Annotated in this window: 13 protein-coding genes; 9 read left to right on the top strand and 4 right to left on the bottom strand. The window is 60.5% G+C overall.

Annotated features, from left to right (window positions below):
• Positions 1-16: 16 nt before the first annotated feature.
• The 9 genes from ccoN (at position 17) to G5S37_RS12655 (ending at position 10,678) form a co-directional block, all read left to right on the top strand.
• On the top strand, positions 17-2,464 hold the full coding sequence (ccoN, locus tag G5S37_RS12695) for a cytochrome-c oxidase, cbb3-type subunit I (RefSeq protein ID WP_165204450.1): 2,448 nt from the start codon (positions 17-19) through the stop codon (positions 2,462-2,464).
• A 36-nt stretch (positions 2,465-2,500) separates the two neighbouring features.
• The gene (locus tag G5S37_RS12690) at positions 2,501-2,782 is read left to right on the top strand and encodes a hypothetical protein (protein ID WP_165204449.1); all 282 of its coding nucleotides are present in this window, start codon (positions 2,501-2,503) and stop codon (positions 2,780-2,782) included.
• Positions 2,775-3,365 carry a cbb3-type cytochrome c oxidase N-terminal domain-containing protein gene (locus tag G5S37_RS12685; protein WP_165204448.1) on the top strand — a complete coding sequence of 197 codons (591 nt, stop codon included), beginning with the start codon at positions 2,775-2,777 and terminating at the stop codon, positions 3,363-3,365. Before G5S37_RS12690 ends, G5S37_RS12685 begins: the two co-directional genes overlap by 8 nt.
• Positions 3,366-3,378: 13 nt before the next feature.
• A complete protein-coding gene (gene ccoG, locus G5S37_RS12680) occupies positions 3,379-4,797 on the top strand; it encodes a cytochrome c oxidase accessory protein CcoG (RefSeq protein ID WP_165204447.1) in 1,419 nt (472 codons plus the stop codon).
• Positions 4,798-4,932: 135 nt separating this feature from the next.
• Positions 4,933-5,622, top strand: coding sequence for a sulfite exporter TauE/SafE family protein (locus G5S37_RS12675; protein ID WP_165204446.1), 690 nt, complete (start codon positions 4,933-4,935; stop codon positions 5,620-5,622).
• 5 nt (positions 5,623-5,627) lie between these two features.
• Positions 5,628-8,078, top strand: coding sequence for a heavy metal translocating P-type ATPase metal-binding domain-containing protein (locus tag G5S37_RS12670; protein WP_165204445.1), 2,451 nt, complete (start codon positions 5,628-5,630; stop codon positions 8,076-8,078).
• Positions 8,079-8,082: 4 nt separating this feature from the next.
• Positions 8,083-8,988, top strand: coding sequence for a universal stress protein (locus G5S37_RS12665; protein ID WP_165204444.1), 906 nt, complete (start codon positions 8,083-8,085; stop codon positions 8,986-8,988).
• 57 nt (positions 8,989-9,045) lie between these two features.
• Entirely contained in the window at positions 9,046-9,762 is a 717-nt protein-coding gene (locus tag G5S37_RS12660; protein WP_165204443.1) for a response regulator transcription factor, read from the top strand.
• 124 nt (positions 9,763-9,886) lie between these two features.
• Positions 9,887-10,678 (top strand): AraC family transcriptional regulator, encoded by a 792-nt coding sequence (locus tag G5S37_RS12655; protein WP_165204442.1) that lies wholly within the window; start codon positions 9,887-9,889, stop codon positions 10,676-10,678.
• An 82-nt stretch (positions 10,679-10,760) separates the two neighbouring features.
• Here the strand turns inward: G5S37_RS12655 and G5S37_RS12650 are convergent, their stop codons facing one another.
• The 4 genes from G5S37_RS12650 to pyk all read right to left on the bottom strand — a co-directional run bounded on the left by G5S37_RS12650 (position 10,761) and on the right by pyk (position 15,799).
• Entirely contained in the window at positions 10,761-10,952 is a 192-nt protein-coding gene (locus G5S37_RS12650; RefSeq protein ID WP_165204441.1) for a hypothetical protein, read from the bottom strand.
• An 87-nt stretch (positions 10,953-11,039) separates the two neighbouring features.
• The gene (locus tag G5S37_RS12645; protein ID WP_165204439.1) at positions 11,040-12,899 is read right to left on the bottom strand and encodes an aspartate ammonia-lyase; all 1,860 of its coding nucleotides are present in this window, start codon (positions 12,897-12,899) and stop codon (positions 11,040-11,042) included.
• A 33-nt stretch (positions 12,900-12,932) separates the two neighbouring features.
• On the bottom strand, positions 12,933-14,267 hold the full coding sequence (locus G5S37_RS12640) for an anaerobic C4-dicarboxylate transporter (RefSeq protein ID WP_165204437.1): 1,335 nt from the start codon (positions 14,265-14,267) through the stop codon (positions 12,933-12,935).
• Between the two features lie 38 nt (positions 14,268-14,305).
• Positions 14,306-15,799 carry a pyruvate kinase gene (gene pyk, locus G5S37_RS12635; protein WP_165204434.1) on the bottom strand — a complete coding sequence of 498 codons (1,494 nt, stop codon included), beginning with the start codon at positions 15,797-15,799 and terminating at the stop codon, positions 14,306-14,308.
• Positions 15,800-15,863 lie beyond the last annotated feature (64 nt).

Below are 15,863 nucleotides of genomic sequence, written 5' to 3'. Positions count from 1 at the left end.
TTCATCCCCCGCATCCATGCACTCTACGAACGGATCCTCCCCCGACTCCGCGCCTTCCCCATCGATTTCCGCAGGCAGTGGAAAGACCACCATTGAGTTCAACGATCGCCTGCCCCGCCAGTTCCTGCTGGCTTCCATCATCTGGGGTGCGGTAGGCATGCTGGTGGGGGTCATCATCGCCTCCCAGCTCACACACTGGAGGATGAACTTCGACACCTCGTGGCTCACGTTTGGCCGCCTGCGTCCGCTGCACACGAATGCGGTCATCTTCGCCTTCGTCGGGAACATGATGTTCGCCGGCATCTACTACTCCACGCAGCGCCTGTGCAAGGTGCGCGTGGCTTCTGATTTGCTGGGCGCCATTCACTTCTGGGGGTGGCAGCTCATCATCCTCTCCGCGGCGATCACGCTCCCACTCGGACTGAGCCGCAGCAAGGAATACGCGGAACTTATCTGGCCCATCAACATCGCCGTGGCCGTGGTGTGGGTCATCTTTGCCATCAACTTCTTCTGGACGCTGGCAAAGCGCAATGAGCCCTCGCTCTACGTCGCCATCTGGTTCTACATCGCGACCATCGTCACGGTGGCGATGCTCTATATCGTCAATCACCTTTCGATTCCCACCTCGTGGACCCACAGCTATCCCATCTTCGGCGGGGTGCAGGATGCGCTGGTGCAGTGGTGGTACGGGCACAATGCGGTCGCCTTCTTCCTCACGACTCCGATTCTCGGCATCATGTACTACTTTCTGCCGAAGGCAGCGGAGCGCCCGGTATACTCCTACCGGTTGTCGATTGTACACTTCTGGTCGCTGGTCTTCCTCTACATCTGGGCGGGGCCGCACCATTTGCTGAATACTTCCCTGCCCCACTGGCTGCAGCTTCTGGGCATGACTTTCAGCCTCATGCTGTGGGCTCCTTCCTGGGGCGGCATGCTCAATGGTCTGCTCACCCTGCGCGGTGCGTGGGACAAGGTACGCACAGATCCGGTGATCAAGTTCTTCGTCGCGGGCGTCACCTTCTACGGCATGGCTACGTTCGAAGGACCGTTGCTTTCCATCCGTGCGGTGAATTCGCTCTCGCACTACTCCGACTGGACCATCGGCCACGTGCATGCCGGCGCGCTCGGATGGAACGGCTTCATGGCGGCAGGCATGTTCTACTGGATGGCGCCGCGTTTGTGGGGCACGAAGCTCTTCTCGAAGCAGCTCGCCAACTACCACTTCTGGATCGGTCTCATCGGCATTCTCTTCTACGTGGCCTCCATGTGGATCTCCGGCGTGAGGCAGGGACTGATGCTCAATGCCACGCGCAATGGCGGCACGGAGCTGGTCTATTCCCAATTCCTCGACACGCTGGACGCCATCATGCCGCTCATGATGATGCGCACACTGGGCGGTGCCCTCTTCCTCGTGGGTCACCTGCTCATGGTGTACAACATCTGGCGCACCATCCGCTCCGGCCACCCGGTGAATGAAACTCGCGAAGTCTTCGTGACGCGCACCGCGGCGCAGGACCGCATGAAGTGGAAGGAAGTCTGGTACAACGATCCCGTGCTTCTCACTGCAGGTGGCCTGGTGCTCATGATGGGTTGGTTCTTCCTTGAAAACTACGCGAACATGGGCGCGCTGCTCAGCGGTGGCATCCTCTTCTACATCGGCGCGCAGCGCTTCCGCGCGAGCGGTGGCTCCTGGACCCAGTGGTACGAGCGTCTGCTGGAGAACTACATGCCCTTCACCGTGCTCACGCTGATCGCGGTGGCCATCGGCGGCATGGTGCAGATTCTTCCCACGGTCACAGTGAACCGCGCGAAGAACGTGGAGGACCGCCTGCAGAAGCTCTACACGCCGCTCGAACTGGCCGGCCGCGACATCTATGTGAGCGAAGGCTGCTACAACTGCCACTCGCAACAGATCCGCACCATGGTGCCTGATGTACTGCGCTACGGAGCCCCGTCGCGCCTCGGTGAAAGCATCTATGACTTCCCCTTCCAGTGGGGCAGCAAGCGCACGGGTCCGGACCTCGCCCGCGTAGGCGGGAAGTACCCGAACATCTGGCACTACAATCACATGCTCAATCCCCGGAGCATCAATGCGAACTCGAACATGCCGAACTACGCGTTCCTGTTCGACGCGAAGACGGACACGAAGGCGCTGCCCAACAAGGTAGCCACGATGGTGAAGCTGGGCGTGCCCTACCCTGCGATGAGCTCAAATGAAATCGTGGAAGCTGCCCGCACTCAAGCCGTGCAGATTCGCGAGGATCTCGTGAAAGCAGGTGCGACACCAAAGTTGAGCGAGGAAAGCCAGCTCGTGGCCCTCATCTCCTACCTGCAAAAGCTTGGACAGTCCGATCCTGTGGAAAACGCCCCCGGCATCGTGCCGCTGGCGGGCCGTCCGCTCCCCATCACACCTGATCTGCCTGATCGCAATCGGCAGGCGGCCAGCACCACTGGCGCGCAATAGCCAGCAGCTACCAACTTCAACCACGAACACCACCCCATGTTCCGCCGCGTCATCATTGAAGACTGGCATCAGTATCTGCCGATGATTGGGTTTGCGCTGACCTTTGCCGTGTTCCTCGTGATGCTGTTGCGGGCCCTGCTCATGCATCGGGAGAAGTGCCACACCTTGGCTCACCTGCCACTGGAAGAGCCCCTGAAGCCTGCCCTGGCCACAGCACTGCCTGCGCGACCACCGTGCGACGGCAAGTGCGCCGAGTGCCGCTGCCTGCGCGACAGCCATTCTCATTCCCCTTCCCCCAACTCCCCCCATCATGAGTGAAGCATCAACACCGAAACCCGCGAATCCCGGAGAGCCGGAACTCAGACCGCATGTGTACGATGGGATTCAGGAGTACGATCAGAAACTGCCCAACTGGTGGCTCTTCACCTTCTACATCGCCATCCTCTGGATGATCGTCCACTGGCTGGCCTACTACCAGTTCCACCTCATCCCCACGGATGAAGAGAAGATTGGCCAGGCCATGCAGCAGATCGAGCAGCAGCGTGCAGAAGCACTCAAGAATATCGATGACGCGAAGCTCTGGTCCATGTCACAGGACCCGGCAGTGGTCTCCGCTGGCGAGGCCACCTACAAGTCTACCTGTGTAGCCTGTCATGGACCTGATCTGATGGGGAAGAAGTCCAATCCGCTCCTGCCCGGACTCGCCCTCGCTGACCAGTCATGGAAGCACGGGCACAATCCCACGGACGTGCTGAAAATCGTGCGGAAAGGTTCGCCGGATGTGACGAAGGGCATGCCTCCCTGGGAGCCGCAGCTGGGCACCCAGCGTGTGGTGGAAGTCGTGGCCTATCTCCTGAGCCATCACAAAGAAGGAGAGCCTCACACCGTGGAGACGAACTAGACAGGAGACTATCGTGAGTCAGCGCCCCCCCAATCTGACGAGCGTCACGACCATCAATGCAGATGGCTCCCACCGCTTCCTGCATCCGTCTGATGTAAAGGGTCCCTTCACGCTGGCGCGGCGCCTCACGGCTCTGGTGCTCATCGCCGTGTATGTGGGACTGCCCTGGATACCGGTGAAGGGATTCCCTGCGGTGTTCCTGGATGTAGCGAACCGCCGGTTCCACTTCTTTGGCTTTACGCTGGTGGCACAGGATCTGTGGCTCGGGTTCTTCCTGGTCACAGGTCTGGCATTCGGGCTCTTCTACGTGACCTCGCTCTTCGGCCGCCTGTGGTGCGGATGGACCTGCCCATACACGGTGTTCCTCGATCATGTGTATCGCCGCGTCGAGCGTTTCATCGACGGTGACGCTGCAGCGCGGAAGAAGCTGGATGCGGCGCCATGGTCTCTGGGCAAGGCATGGAGACGCATCGCGAAGCACGGCATCTATGTCGTGCTGTCACTGGCGATTGCACACGTGTTCCTCAGCTACTTCGTCTCCATCCCGCAACTCTACGCGTGGATGCAGGGCCCGCCATCGCAGCACCTGATGGCATTCGGCGTGGTGCTCTTCCTCACCGGGAGCTTGTACTTTGCCTTCGCCTGGTTCCGCGAGCAGTTCTGCATCATCCTCTGCCCGTACGGCAGGTTACAATCTGCCCTCACGGATGACCACACAGTGGTGATTGGATATGACAAGAAGCGCGGTGAGCCACGCGGCAAGGTGGGCGCGCCGGGTGTGGGTGATTGCATCAACTGCATGCGCTGTGTGCAAGTGTGTCCCACTGGCATCGATATCCGCAATGGGCTTCAACTCGAGTGCATCGGATGCGCGGCGTGCGTGGACGCATGTGATGGCATCATGGCCAAGGTGGGCCGTGCCCCGGGGTTGGTGCGTTATGACTCCATGCAGGGGCTGGCGGGCAAGCAGACCCGCTACCTGCGCCCTCGCACCCTGGTGTACACCGCCTTCGCCCTCATGGGACTCCTCGCTGCGGGTGCCGCGCTGTACTCATTGAAACCCGTGCGAGTACTGGCCAAGCGCATTCCGGGCCAGCCCTTCTTCGTCTCTGAGGGCACCGTAAGGAATCAATTCACGATTCGCATCATCAACAAGCAGCACCTGCCAACGCAGTTCCGCGTGGAGCTGGATGCCACAGGCGCACCCGAGGGCATGCAACTCCTGGGCGCTGAGGCCGCCGTGGAAGTCCCCTCGCTCGACGAAGTGGAGAAGACGGTGATCCTGACCATGCCGCAAAAACTGTATCAGGGATCACAACGGGTGCGCATCATCATCCGCGAGGTGGGCGATGGTGTGGAACTCAGCCAGGAGGTGGAATTCCTCGGGCCCGACCTCCGATTCAGCACCCTACCCCCATCATCAACGTCATGAAAAAGTACATCGAAGAACGTCCGTGGATCTGGGTTGTAGTTTGCTTTGTGATGTTCGTCTCGGTCCTTGGGTCCTTCGTCACCATCGCAGTACAGAATATGCCGGACACGGTATCCCTCACAGGAGGAGTGGAGAGTGCAAACAATTGACAGCACTGCCGCCTCCTTCGTGGCAGGACTGGTGACCAGTGTGCACTGCCTGGGCATGTGTGGCCCCATGGTATGCGCCTGGTCCATCGGGAACGGTGGCAGCGCGATTGCGCGTCATCGCAATGCAGCGCTATATCATGGTGCGCGCATCTTATCCTACACCACGCTTGGCGCGGTGGCAGGCGCAGTGGGCACACTGCCCCTGCGATGGCTGGATGCACACGGCGCCCGGGTGCTGCCGTGGCTGTTCGTGATCGTATTTCTCGCAGTCGCCCTGGGACTCGGTAAGTGGTTACCCAAGCCGCTCATTCTTACAAGGCCGATGGCAAAGCTACGGCTCGCGCTCGTCCGCGTGCCGGTGGCGGCTCGTGCCAGTCTGCTGGGCGCTGCCACTCCCCTACTCCCCTGTGGTCCTCTTTACCTGATGCTGACGCTCGCCATGGCGAATGGTTCGCTGTCACGCGGTGCGCAGTTCGCTGCTGCCTTTGGTCTCGGTACCCTGCCCCTGCTCTGGCTCGCCCAGACCCAGGTGCATCTGCTCGGACCGAAGTACGGTGGTCGGGCCTCGCAGTGGGTGCAGCGTGGTCTGGCCCTCAGCGCGGCGCTCATCATGGTGTGGCGTCTGCGAGGCACGTTTACGGGCGAACCGGAGGCGCTGTGCTGCCACAGCCACTGACATCCATGAAAGGAACATCTGAGCCCCTGTGCCTTCACTGCGGTACGCCGGTGCCCTCCACCTCGGGGGACATGCGCTTCTGCTGCACGGGCTGCGCGTTTGTGCACGACCTTCTCCAGCAGGAAGGACTGGAGAAGTTCTACGAACTGCGGGGTGATCAAACGCTGGTGCCGGTGGGCAGCCAGGCCTTGCGTGAGCAAAACTTTGACTGGCTGGCACAAGCGACTGCGGAAGCCGAAGCGAAAGCAGCAAAAGACTCCACCGTCGCTCAGCTCCATCTTGGGGTGCAGGGCATGTCCTGTCTGGGCTGTATCTGGCTCATGGGGCGTGTGCATCAGCAGCAACCCGGCGCAGGCAGAATCTCCATCCACGCCTCACGTGGTGAGATCGACTTGGAATGGACTGCGGGCACGTTTTCTCCCGTGGGGTTCGCAGAGCGGTTGCAGCACTTCGGCTACATGCTGGGTCCATCTTCCGGAAAGGACAAGTCCAAGCCCGCCACGGCTGACCTGGTACGGCGCATGGGTCTCTGCGGTGCCTTTGCCATGAATGCCATGGCCTTCACCCTGCCCACGTATCTCGGTATGTCGCGGGACTTCATGTTCGCAGAGTGGTTCGACCTGGTGGCGGCTTGCTCGGCCACCCTTGCGCTGCTGGTGGGCGGCTCCTATTTCGCGGAGAAAAGCTGGCGGGCACTGCAGCATGGTGTGCTGCACATTGATACACCCATCACCCTCGGCATCGGTGCCGCCTGGATTGGCGCCATGGTGGGCTGGGCCATGGGGGTCGACGGCCTGAAGTACTTCGACTTCGTCGCGACATTTATCTTCCTCATGCTGGTGGGCAGGTGGCTCCAGCAGTTCGCCGTGGAAAAGAACAGCCGCCGCATGCTGCAAGGCGCAGTGGTCGCGGAAATCATGACGATATGCCATCCCGATGGCGCCACGGAACCCAAAGCGCTGCGCGATATCACCGCGGGTGACACCATGCGCCTCAAGTCCGGTGACCTATGTCCGGTAAGCGCACGTCTCAGCTCTCCGCATGTGGGCATCAGCCTTGAGTGGATCAATGGCGAAAGCGCGGCCACGGAACGCACCTCCGGACAACTCGTTCCCTCTGGTGCCCTGATGACAAGCCACAGGCCCGTGGAAGTGGAGACGCTCGAGGGTTGGGAAGGTTCCCTGCTCCAGCGCCTCGTCACCAGCGACCGCCACGAGCACGCCTTTTCACCGTTCGTCGGCACTCTGCTCAAGTGGTACCTCGCGGCGGTCGTGTTGATTGGCATCGCTGGCGGAGTTGTGTGGTTGGCCATGGGAGCTAGCCCCGCGACGGCACTGCAGGTGATGATTTCCGTGTTCGTCGTTTCCTGTCCCTGCGCGCTGGGCGTGGCAGCTCCCTTTGCCGACGACCTCGCGAATGCCCTGCTGCAGCGGCTGGGTGTCTTTGTTCGCACGGGGTTCCTGTGGCAACGCCTCGTGCGGGTGCGTCGTGTGCTTTTTGACAAGACCGGCACGCTCACCGCTGAGAATCCGACGTTGAAGAATCCCGAAGCGTTGAGTTCTCTTCATGACGCAGATCGAGCAGCGCTGCATCAGCTGGTACGTTCCAGCCTGCATCCGGTGTGTCGCAGTCTCTTCGATGCGCTCGCGCTACACACTTCACGCCCTGATTCCGACAGCGCCCAGGCTGAGGAAGTAGTGGGCATGGGCTTGATGCTGCAGACGCATGATGGCCACGCCTATGCTCTGGGCAGGCCCGGCTGGAAGGATCGTGGCTCCAGCCCAGCCGCGCAAGAAGACGTCGTCTTCAGCCGCGATGGGATGAAGCTGGCCGCATTCACGTTCGAAGATCGCCTGCGTCCCTCCACCCGTGCCGCGGTGCATCGCCTCACCCAATTCGGCCTCTCAGTGGCGCTGCTGAGCGGTGACCGTCGGGAGAAGGTGGCACACATCGCTGCTCAACTGGGGCTTGATGAATCCAGCTTCCATGCAGAAATGACACCCGATCAAAAGGCCGCTGCCGTGCGGGCGTCCGGTGCAGGCCAGACACTCTTCATCGGCGACGGCGCGAATGACAGTCTAGCATTCGATGAAGCCCTTTGCGCAGGTTCACCAGTCACAGGGAAAAACTTTCTCGAGCACAAGGCGGACTTCTATTTCCTTGGAAACAGTCTGCGCTTCCTGCCGGACCTGCTGTCCGTGGCGCACCGCCGCATGCTGGCCGTGAGATGCGTCTTCGCCTTTGCCCTGTTGTACAATGTGTCCGCCATTGCCCTGGCCCTTGCCGGGATGATGAGTCCCCTGCTGGCCGCCGTGCTCATGCCGGCCAGCTCGGTGGTGACCCTCGCTTTGGTGCAACTCATTCTGGGATATTGGGGTCGGCAGATGAGGACCCAAGATAAGGAGGCCAGCACGCAAACTGTGCGTGGCGCAAAAGGAGCTTTTGGTGTATCCTAGTGCCATGAATGCTGATTCACCCATGCTGGTTGGAATCGATTTCTCCCCCTCCAGCCGAAACGCGCTCCTCACCGCCCTGCGACTTGCCAAGGCGAAGCAAAGAAAAGTCACCGCTTTGCATGTGATGGATCCTGATCTGGCAGGCGCAATCAAAACGGCCCACGGCTTCACCGATGCCGCATTGCACGCCTCCATGTTGGAACGGCTCCGCGCCTTTCTGGATGCCCCGGCTGACCTCACCAAAGACCTCACGTTCGAGTTTGAGACGGGTGCCGATTTCGTGACGCTCATTCACTGGTGCAACAAGCTCAAGGCCGGCCTGCTCGTGCTGGGCTCACGAGGACGCATCAGCGCCCACAACCAGATCGGAGCCATCGCCGCGAGATGTGCGCGCCAGGCACCTGCGGATGTGCTGCTGGTACGCGAGGACACGAAACACGCCTTCCGCCACATCGTGGCCTGTGTAGACTTTTCCGAGACCTCTGCGAAGGCGGTGCGTCATGCAGCTGAGGTCGCCGAGATCGAGGGCAGCCATCTTGACTGCCTGACCGTCAATCAAACAGCGCTGGCCATGTCACTGGACTATGCCGGGTATCTGCCAGCGCTCGAAGTTCCTGACACCACCAGCACGGAATACTGGGGCGGTGAACTCGAAAAATTCCGCACTCCTCTCATCCCGGCCGCTGTGGCGCCTCGCGCCAAGGGCGTGGTCCTGGAGCGCGTGAATGTGCGCGATGCCATCTACGAGTACATCGGCACGAGTGGTGCCGATCTGGTGGTGTTGGGCACGCGTGGCCGCACGAACTTGCGAACCATCTTCATGGGCACCACGGCAGAGCGCATCATCACGAACTCGCCCTGTTCGGTGCTCGCGGTGAAGCCGGAGGGCTATGAGTTCCAAGTACACTGAGGACGCACCTCCCCCTCCGCAGCTTGCGCGGCATCAATCCACAGGCAGATTGATGCCATGCCCAACGCAAGTGCCAGCACCAGCGCCAGCCGCACCACAAAGAAAGCCCGCCCCGAGATGAAACGCCTGTTGCTCGTGGACGATCACCCCATCATGCGGCATGGACTGGTGCAGCTCATCTCTGCGGAGCCCGACCTTCAGGTTTGCGCCGAAGCGGGAAATGCCGCGGAGGGCATGACGGCTGCAGCGAAGCAGAATCCCGATCTCGTCATCGCGGATCTCACCCTACCGGACAAGCACGGCCTTGAGTTCATCAAGGACCTGCGCGCCCTGCATCCGGATCTGCAGATCATGGTGCTCTCCATGCATGACGAATCCCTGTACGCCGAGCGCGCTCTCCGTGCCGGTGCCCGCGGTTACCTCATGAAGGAAGCCGCCGCAGAGAATCTCATCCGCGCGGTGCGGCGGGTACTTGCCGGTGACATCTACCTGAGCGACAAGATGGCGAGCGTGATGCTGGAGCTGCTCTCCGGACAGCGCAAGACTTCAGCCTCGGCGGGCATTGATCGCCTCACGGATCGCGAACTGGAAGTGCTGCAACTCATCGGCAGTGGACGCGGCACACGCCAGATCGCCGACCAGCTTCACGTGAGTGTGCGCACGATCGATGCGCACCGAGCCCATATCAAAGACAAGCTGCAACTCCCTGATGGCAATGCACTCGTGCGCTACGCCGTGCGCTGGGTGGAGAATCAGCAAGGCAGCGTGAAGTAAGAGAGTCGTAGAGGATTCCCCTACGCCTCACTTGCGCGAATCATGACGCCACGAACACGTGGGGGTACGAATTTCGCAAGATGTGATTGGGACTAGCATGTGGTGTCATCAAACACCGCAGAACATGAATGCTACCACCCAACTTGCCCCCGCCACTCACGAACGCCTGCTCCACGGTAACCTGTTCCAGAACTACCGGGAAGCGTTCCAAACCACCACGGGCCTGCGCCTGAGCCTGGACAGCGCAGAGGGCGCCCGCCGTGAGTCGAGCATTCCCTCCCTGAAGCGCCTGCATCTGCCCGTGCGCGCCGCTGAGAAAGTGGTGGCCTGGGTCACTCTGCAGCCCGTGGCGGTGCAGACCGACTACTTCCGCAGCTTCGATGACGTGGCACGTGTCATGTTGCAGGACGACGCCACTGCCGCTGAAGTCCGGACGGCCCGCGAGATTTATGAGCAGACACCTACAGTGACCCCGGAGCGCCTGAAGGCCATGGAAACCCTGCTGCAAGTGCTTGCCGTGCAACTCAGCGAAGTGGCTGAACATCTTTTCCTTGAGGCCACCGAAAGCGAACCCATCACGGTCCGCAAGGCCCGTGAGTTCATCATGAAGCACCTCACGGAGTCCATGTTCCTCGACGACGTGGCCCGCTACGCCGGTGTGAGCGCCTTCCACTTCTGCAAGGTCTTCAAGAAGTACACCGGCCATACCTTCACCAGCTTTGTGAATCACGCCCGTGTGGAACACGCCAAGAAGCTCCTCATGAAACCCCGCTACTGTGTGACGGAAGTGGCCTTCGACGCCGGCTTCCAGTCCCTTTCGCAGTTCAACCGCAGCTTCCGCCGCGTGACCTCCATGTCGCCGAGCGAATACCGCGGCGAGCTGAAAGCCAAAGGCACGTGCCTGGCCGCGGCCTGAGAACGCCCCAGCTAGTTGTAAAAAGCCTCTCGACTCGAGAGGCTTTTCCTTTTGGGTGTTCAGCTATTTTAAAAAGACCGCTCTAGTGCATCGCGCGATCAAACCACGCATCCGTCCGCTGCTGCCGCGCATCTGCACGCATCTCACGGCGCTCCTGGAAATTGGAGTAGGCATCCGTTCGCTTGTCGAGGCGCTCCTGCAGTTCATCATTGCTGGAGCAGGATGTCAGGCAGCAAAGCGCTGCGAGTACAAGAGTGGTGAGGATGGCTTTCATGGGAACAGGCACGAACAAGTATTCACAACCGTTGAGCAGACTGCAGCGGGATGATCCCCGGCTTTGGATCACCAGTGCTCATCGCTTCTAGTTGAGCTGGCGCGGGTGCGTCATGTTCTCGGGCTTGAGCAGCTCGTCCAGCCGATCTTTCGTCAGCCAGCCTTTCTGCAACACGAGTTCGTACACGCTGCCTCCAGTCTTGAGCGCTTCCTTCGCAATCGCGGCGCTACGTTCATAGCCCAGCACCGGATTGAGCGCGGTGACGAGGCCGATGGAATTGTGCACATACTGCAGGCAGCGTTCACGATTCGCCTCAATGCCGACGATGCAGCGGCTGTGCAACACGATCGCCGCATTGCGCAACAGCGTGAGTCCGAAGAGGAGGTTGAATGCAATCACCGGCTCCGCCATGTTGAGCTCCAGCTCACTGGCCTCGGCCGCCATGGAGACAGTGATGTCCATGCCGATGATCTGGAAGCACACCTGGCTCACCACTTCAGGAATGACGGGATTCACCTTGCCCGGCATGATGGACGAACCCGGCTGCATGGAGGGCAGGCGGATTTCATAGAGACCGCAGCGCGGACCGGAGGACATCCAGCGAAGGTCATTGCAAATCTTCGAGAGCTGGACCGCAGCGGTCTTCATCGTGCTGCTCATCAGCGCGAACTCACCGGAGTCCTGCGTGGCCTCCACGAGATCATCCGCGAGTGTCACTGGAATACCGCTGATGTCCGCCAGATGCTTCGTGCACAGTGCTGCGTATCCGGGAGGGCTGTTAAGGCCCGTGCCGATGGCGGTCGCGCCCATGTTGATGGCGAGGAACTCCTCACCCACACGCGTGAGGTGGCGGATGCCGTCGCCAATCATCACGGCGTAGGCTCCAAACTCCTGGCCCAGGGTCATGGGCACGGCATCCTGATTCTCCGTGCGGCCCATCTTCAGCACATCGGCGAACTCCTTCGCCTTGGCCTGCAATGCAGCGCGTAGTTCCCTTAGGGCGGACACGGTCTCCCGCAGCGTCAGCAGCACGCCCACCTTGATGGCGGTGGGATAGGCGTCGTTCGTGGACTGCGAGCAGTTCACATGGTCGTTCGGATGCAGGTGTTCGTACTGGCCCTTGCGATGACCAAGAATCTCCAGGGCACGGTTGGCGATGACTTCATTCGCGTTCATGTTCGTGGAGGTACCCGCACCGCCCTGAATCATGTCGATGGCGAACTGGTCATGGAGCTTGCCCGCGGCGATTTCATCGCAGGCCTTCATGATGGCATCCGCGCGTTCCTGACTGAGCACGCCGAGCTCGGCATTGGCCTTCGCAGCCGCCTTCTTCACAAACGCGAAAGCGCGGATGAAGTGCTCGAAGTGATACATCCCGATGCCGGAGATGTGGAAGTTCTCCATGCCACGAATGGTCTGCACGCCGTAGTAGGCGTGGTCGGGCACTTCGCGCTCACCCAGGGAGTCGTGTTCCGTACGCACTGAAGACACCACCGTCGCGGACTTCTCTCCCGCGATGCGTTCCGCAGCGAAACGCAGACGCTCACTGAGACGCGCAGCGATGCGGCCCACAATGCGATAGAAGATGTCGGGCTTCTCCGCTCGCACCTTTTCCAGCTCCGCGCGGGAAATCTGCCACACCTTTGCGCCTTTGTGAGTCAGCGCGTTCGCGGCATGGGGAGCATCATCCAGCATCACACCTTCGCTGAAGACAGCACCTGGCATCAACGTGGCCAAGGTCACCGTACGGGCCTGCGTGCCACGTTCGATTTCGACTTCGCCCTCAAGGACCAATCCCAGCCAGAGACGCGGCGTACTCTCGTGGTAGAGATAGTCGCCCGCGGCGTAAGACACGGCGTTGCCTTGCTGCGACACGGCAGCGAGATCTTCCGTGGCAATGCCGATGCGTTTCGCGGCAGCGGCGATGGTGTCGAGTTGGAGACTCATAAAGATACGTGCGTGAATAAGTGGGTGGGTTTGTTATCTATTGAAGAAAGTGGCGATGATGAGCCCAATGCCCACTGCGCCAATGGTACAGATGATGCCCGGCAGCATGAAGGAGTGGTTCAGCAGATACTTGCCGATGCGGGTGGTCTTTGACCGGTCGAACTGTATTGCAGCGATGATGGTGCCGTAGTTCGGAATGAAGAAGTAACCATTCACCGCCGGGAACATGGCAATGAGAAACGGTGCCGGGATGCCTAGCGAGAGGCCGAGTGGCATGAGCGCCTTCGTCGTCGCCGCCTGGCTGTAGAGCAGCATCGACGCGACGAACAAGCCAATCGCAAATGTCCACGGTGCGGCCTTCGCCATGCCACTCAGTCCACCGATGATGGTCTCACGATTCGCGTTAATAAATGAGTCACCCATCCACGCGAGGCCCAAAATACCCACGATCGCGGTAACGCCCGACTGGCATGTCTTGCACTTCACCACATCGCCGACGGGAGCTTTGGTGACCGTGAGGATCACCGCCGCCACGGTGAGCATGACAATCGCAATGGCAACAGGCATCTTGAGTTCCGTGGGCTCGGTTCCAGAGCCAACCACGGTACGAAGCTCGGGAAAGATGCCCGCCAGCACGACGAGTACGACACCAACGAGGAATACGATCGCGCTTATTTTCGCTCCCTTCTTCAGAGGCTCCGGCTCCTTGCCGGAGAGCTTGCCAGGAGGCTGAAGTTCGCCCGAGGCCAGCAACTTTTGATACTCAGGATCGTCCTTCAGTTCCTTGCCAACACGAAGCTGTACGAACGCCGCCATCAGCACGGCAAGAATCGTGGCGGGGACACAGATGAGAAGGATCTGCACCAATCCGAAGCCGTGCGACGCGAATATCGTGATCATCGCCGCTGTCGCCGCCGACACAGGACTGGCTGTAATGGCCTGTTGGGAAGCGATGGTTGCCACCGCCATGGGCCGCTCAGGTCGAATGCCATTTTCGTGCGCCACCTCGTAGATCACCGGGAGCAGCGGGTACACAATGTGCCCCGTGCCTGCGGCGAAGGTGAATCCGTATGTCACCAGCGGCGCCACGATTGTAACCTGCTTCGGGTTCTTCCGGATGATCTTCTCCGCAATGCGCACGAGGAAGTCGATGCCCCCCGCCACTTCCATCGCCGACGCGGCCATGATGACCGTGAGCACGATGAGCAACACATCGCCGGGAAGCGCAGCCGGAGTGACCCCGAAGACTGTAACCAGGATGAGCAAGCCCACCGCGCCCCAGAGACCGAGCCCCACGCCTCCGGTTCTTGCGCCCATGGCGAGCGCGCCCAAGATGACGAGGAATTCGAGGATCAGTTTGATGTCCATGGGTGATGATGTGGAAAATTCAGACGGGAGCTCTCAGGTCAGGACGCGCTCGTTTCGAGCCGCATGAACTCGATCCGGTGATTGGCCTTCGGATTGCGGACGGAGGGTCCGGCAACCATGATCACCCGGCTGGCGGGCACGTTGTGGCTCTTGCTCCATTCGTTCACAAAGTTCTGCCAATCCTCAGGATCATCAGGAACATCCACGGCATGGATGCCGTAGGAAAAGGCGAGTCCCTGGCACACCACCGGGTCCGGACTCGGAGCAATGCTCCACACGGCGGGTTTGCATCGTGAGAAGATCCTGGCGGTCTTTCCGCTTCGTGTAGGAACAAGCGCCAGATCACACGGCACGATGCTCAGCGCATGCTCTACCAGGGAGGCAACGCGCTCGCTGAGTGTATCTGTCTCCCGTGAACCGGCGATGCTAGAGTCGTTCACTCGATGTCCCCGAACACGAGTCGGCTCGGTCGCCGCCGCAATGCGCGCCAGCATTTGCACGGCCTCTTCGGGAAAGCGGCCCATCGCCGATTCCCCGGAAAGCATCACGCAATCGGTGCCGTCGAGAATCGCATTCGCCACATCAGTAGCCTCCGCTCGCGTGGGAAGGCGGCTGCTGGTCATGGACTCCAGCATCTGCGTAGCGGTGATGACCGGCTTGCCCGCCAAATTGGCTTTTGCAATTAGCACCTTCTGGGTATGCGCAATGTTTTCAATGGGCACCTCGACTCCGAGGTCACCCCGAGCCACCATTATGCCATCCGTCGCCGCAAGGATTTCATCGAAATGCTCCAGCGCATCGGACCGCTCAATCTTCGCGATCACGAAAGGCTGGCGACCGAGCTTCGCCGCGGCAGCACGGAGCACCTCAATATCCGAAGCACGTTCCACGAAGGACTGACTCACCGCATCCACTCCCGCCCCCAGGGCAAACTCCAGACATGCCCGATCACGCTCCGTAAACGCGCTGATGCCAAGATTGATGCCGGGGAGATTCAGTCCCTTCTTCGAGCTCAGCTCTCCACCGACAGCGACCACGCACTCCACATTGTTACCGGTCACTCGTTCCACGATCAACTGTACGGTGCCGTCATTCAGGAAGAGCCGATTACCCGGGTGTACCACCCGCGGCAACGGCTCGAAGGTCATCGAGGCACGCGTTTGATCGCCGATGATGTCCTCATTCGTCAGGGTGAAGCGATCGCCCGGCAACAACTGAATGGGTCCCGGCTCGATTTTGCCGAGCCTCATCTTGGGCCCGGGCAGATCCGCCATGATGGCTACGCGTCGTCCGGCCACCTTAGCCGCTTCACGAATCCGCCGGATGACTTCGCCATGCTGCTCAAAGTCACCATGAGAAAAGTTCAGACGCGCGACATTCAGCCCTGCCTTGATCAGCCGCACGAGCATTTCCGGTGACTCGGACGCAGGACCAATGGTAGCAACAATCTTCGTCTTGTGGGACGGCAGCGGTGAGGCCACCGATGGCCCAGCGGCCGCAGGAGATGGAACTGGATCAGTACTCGAAGCCATTGCGCCCACAGTGCCCAATGCCGCCTACCGGTGAAATAGGACCTTGGTCCGATACTCTCTATAG

Origin of the sequence: Roseimicrobium sp. ORNL1 (assembly GCF_011044495.1) — a bacterium.
Classification (GTDB): domain Bacteria; phylum Verrucomicrobiota; class Verrucomicrobiia; order Verrucomicrobiales; family Verrucomicrobiaceae; genus Roseimicrobium.
Note: the sequence above shows the minus strand (reverse complement) of the source record. Positions and strands in the feature narration are given on the sequence as shown.

Bases quoted from the DNA above. Each gene is read 5' to 3' on its own strand.
- ccoN (WP_165204450.1), top strand. From the start codon at position 17: ATGCACTCTACGAACGGATCCTCCCCCGACTCCGCGCCTTCCCCATCG.
- G5S37_RS12690 (WP_165204449.1), top strand. From the start codon at position 2,501: ATGTTCCGCCGCGTCATCATTGAAGACTGGCATCAGTATCTGCCGATG.
- G5S37_RS12685 (WP_165204448.1), top strand. From the start codon at position 2,775: ATGAGTGAAGCATCAACACCGAAACCCGCGAATCCCGGAGAGCCGGAA.
- G5S37_RS12670 (WP_165204445.1), top strand. From the start codon at position 5,628: ATGAAAGGAACATCTGAGCCCCTGTGCCTTCACTGCGGTACGCCGGTG.
- G5S37_RS12665 (WP_165204444.1), top strand. From the start codon at position 8,083: ATGAATGCTGATTCACCCATGCTGGTTGGAATCGATTTCTCCCCCTCC.
- G5S37_RS12660 (WP_165204443.1), top strand. From the start codon at position 9,046: ATGCCCAACGCAAGTGCCAGCACCAGCGCCAGCCGCACCACAAAGAAA.
- G5S37_RS12655 (WP_165204442.1), top strand. From the start codon at position 9,887: ATGAATGCTACCACCCAACTTGCCCCCGCCACTCACGAACGCCTGCTC.
- G5S37_RS12650 (WP_165204441.1), bottom strand. From the start codon at position 10,952: ATGAAAGCCATCCTCACCACTCTTGTACTCGCAGCGCTTTGCTGCCTG.
- G5S37_RS12645 (WP_165204439.1), bottom strand. From the start codon at position 12,899: ATGAGTCTCCAACTCGACACCATCGCCGCTGCCGCGAAACGCATCGGC.
- G5S37_RS12640 (WP_165204437.1), bottom strand. From the start codon at position 14,267: ATGGACATCAAACTGATCCTCGAATTCCTCGTCATCTTGGGCGCGCTC.
- pyk (WP_165204434.1), bottom strand. From the start codon at position 15,799: ATGGCTTCGAGTACTGATCCAGTTCCATCTCCTGCGGCCGCTGGGCCA.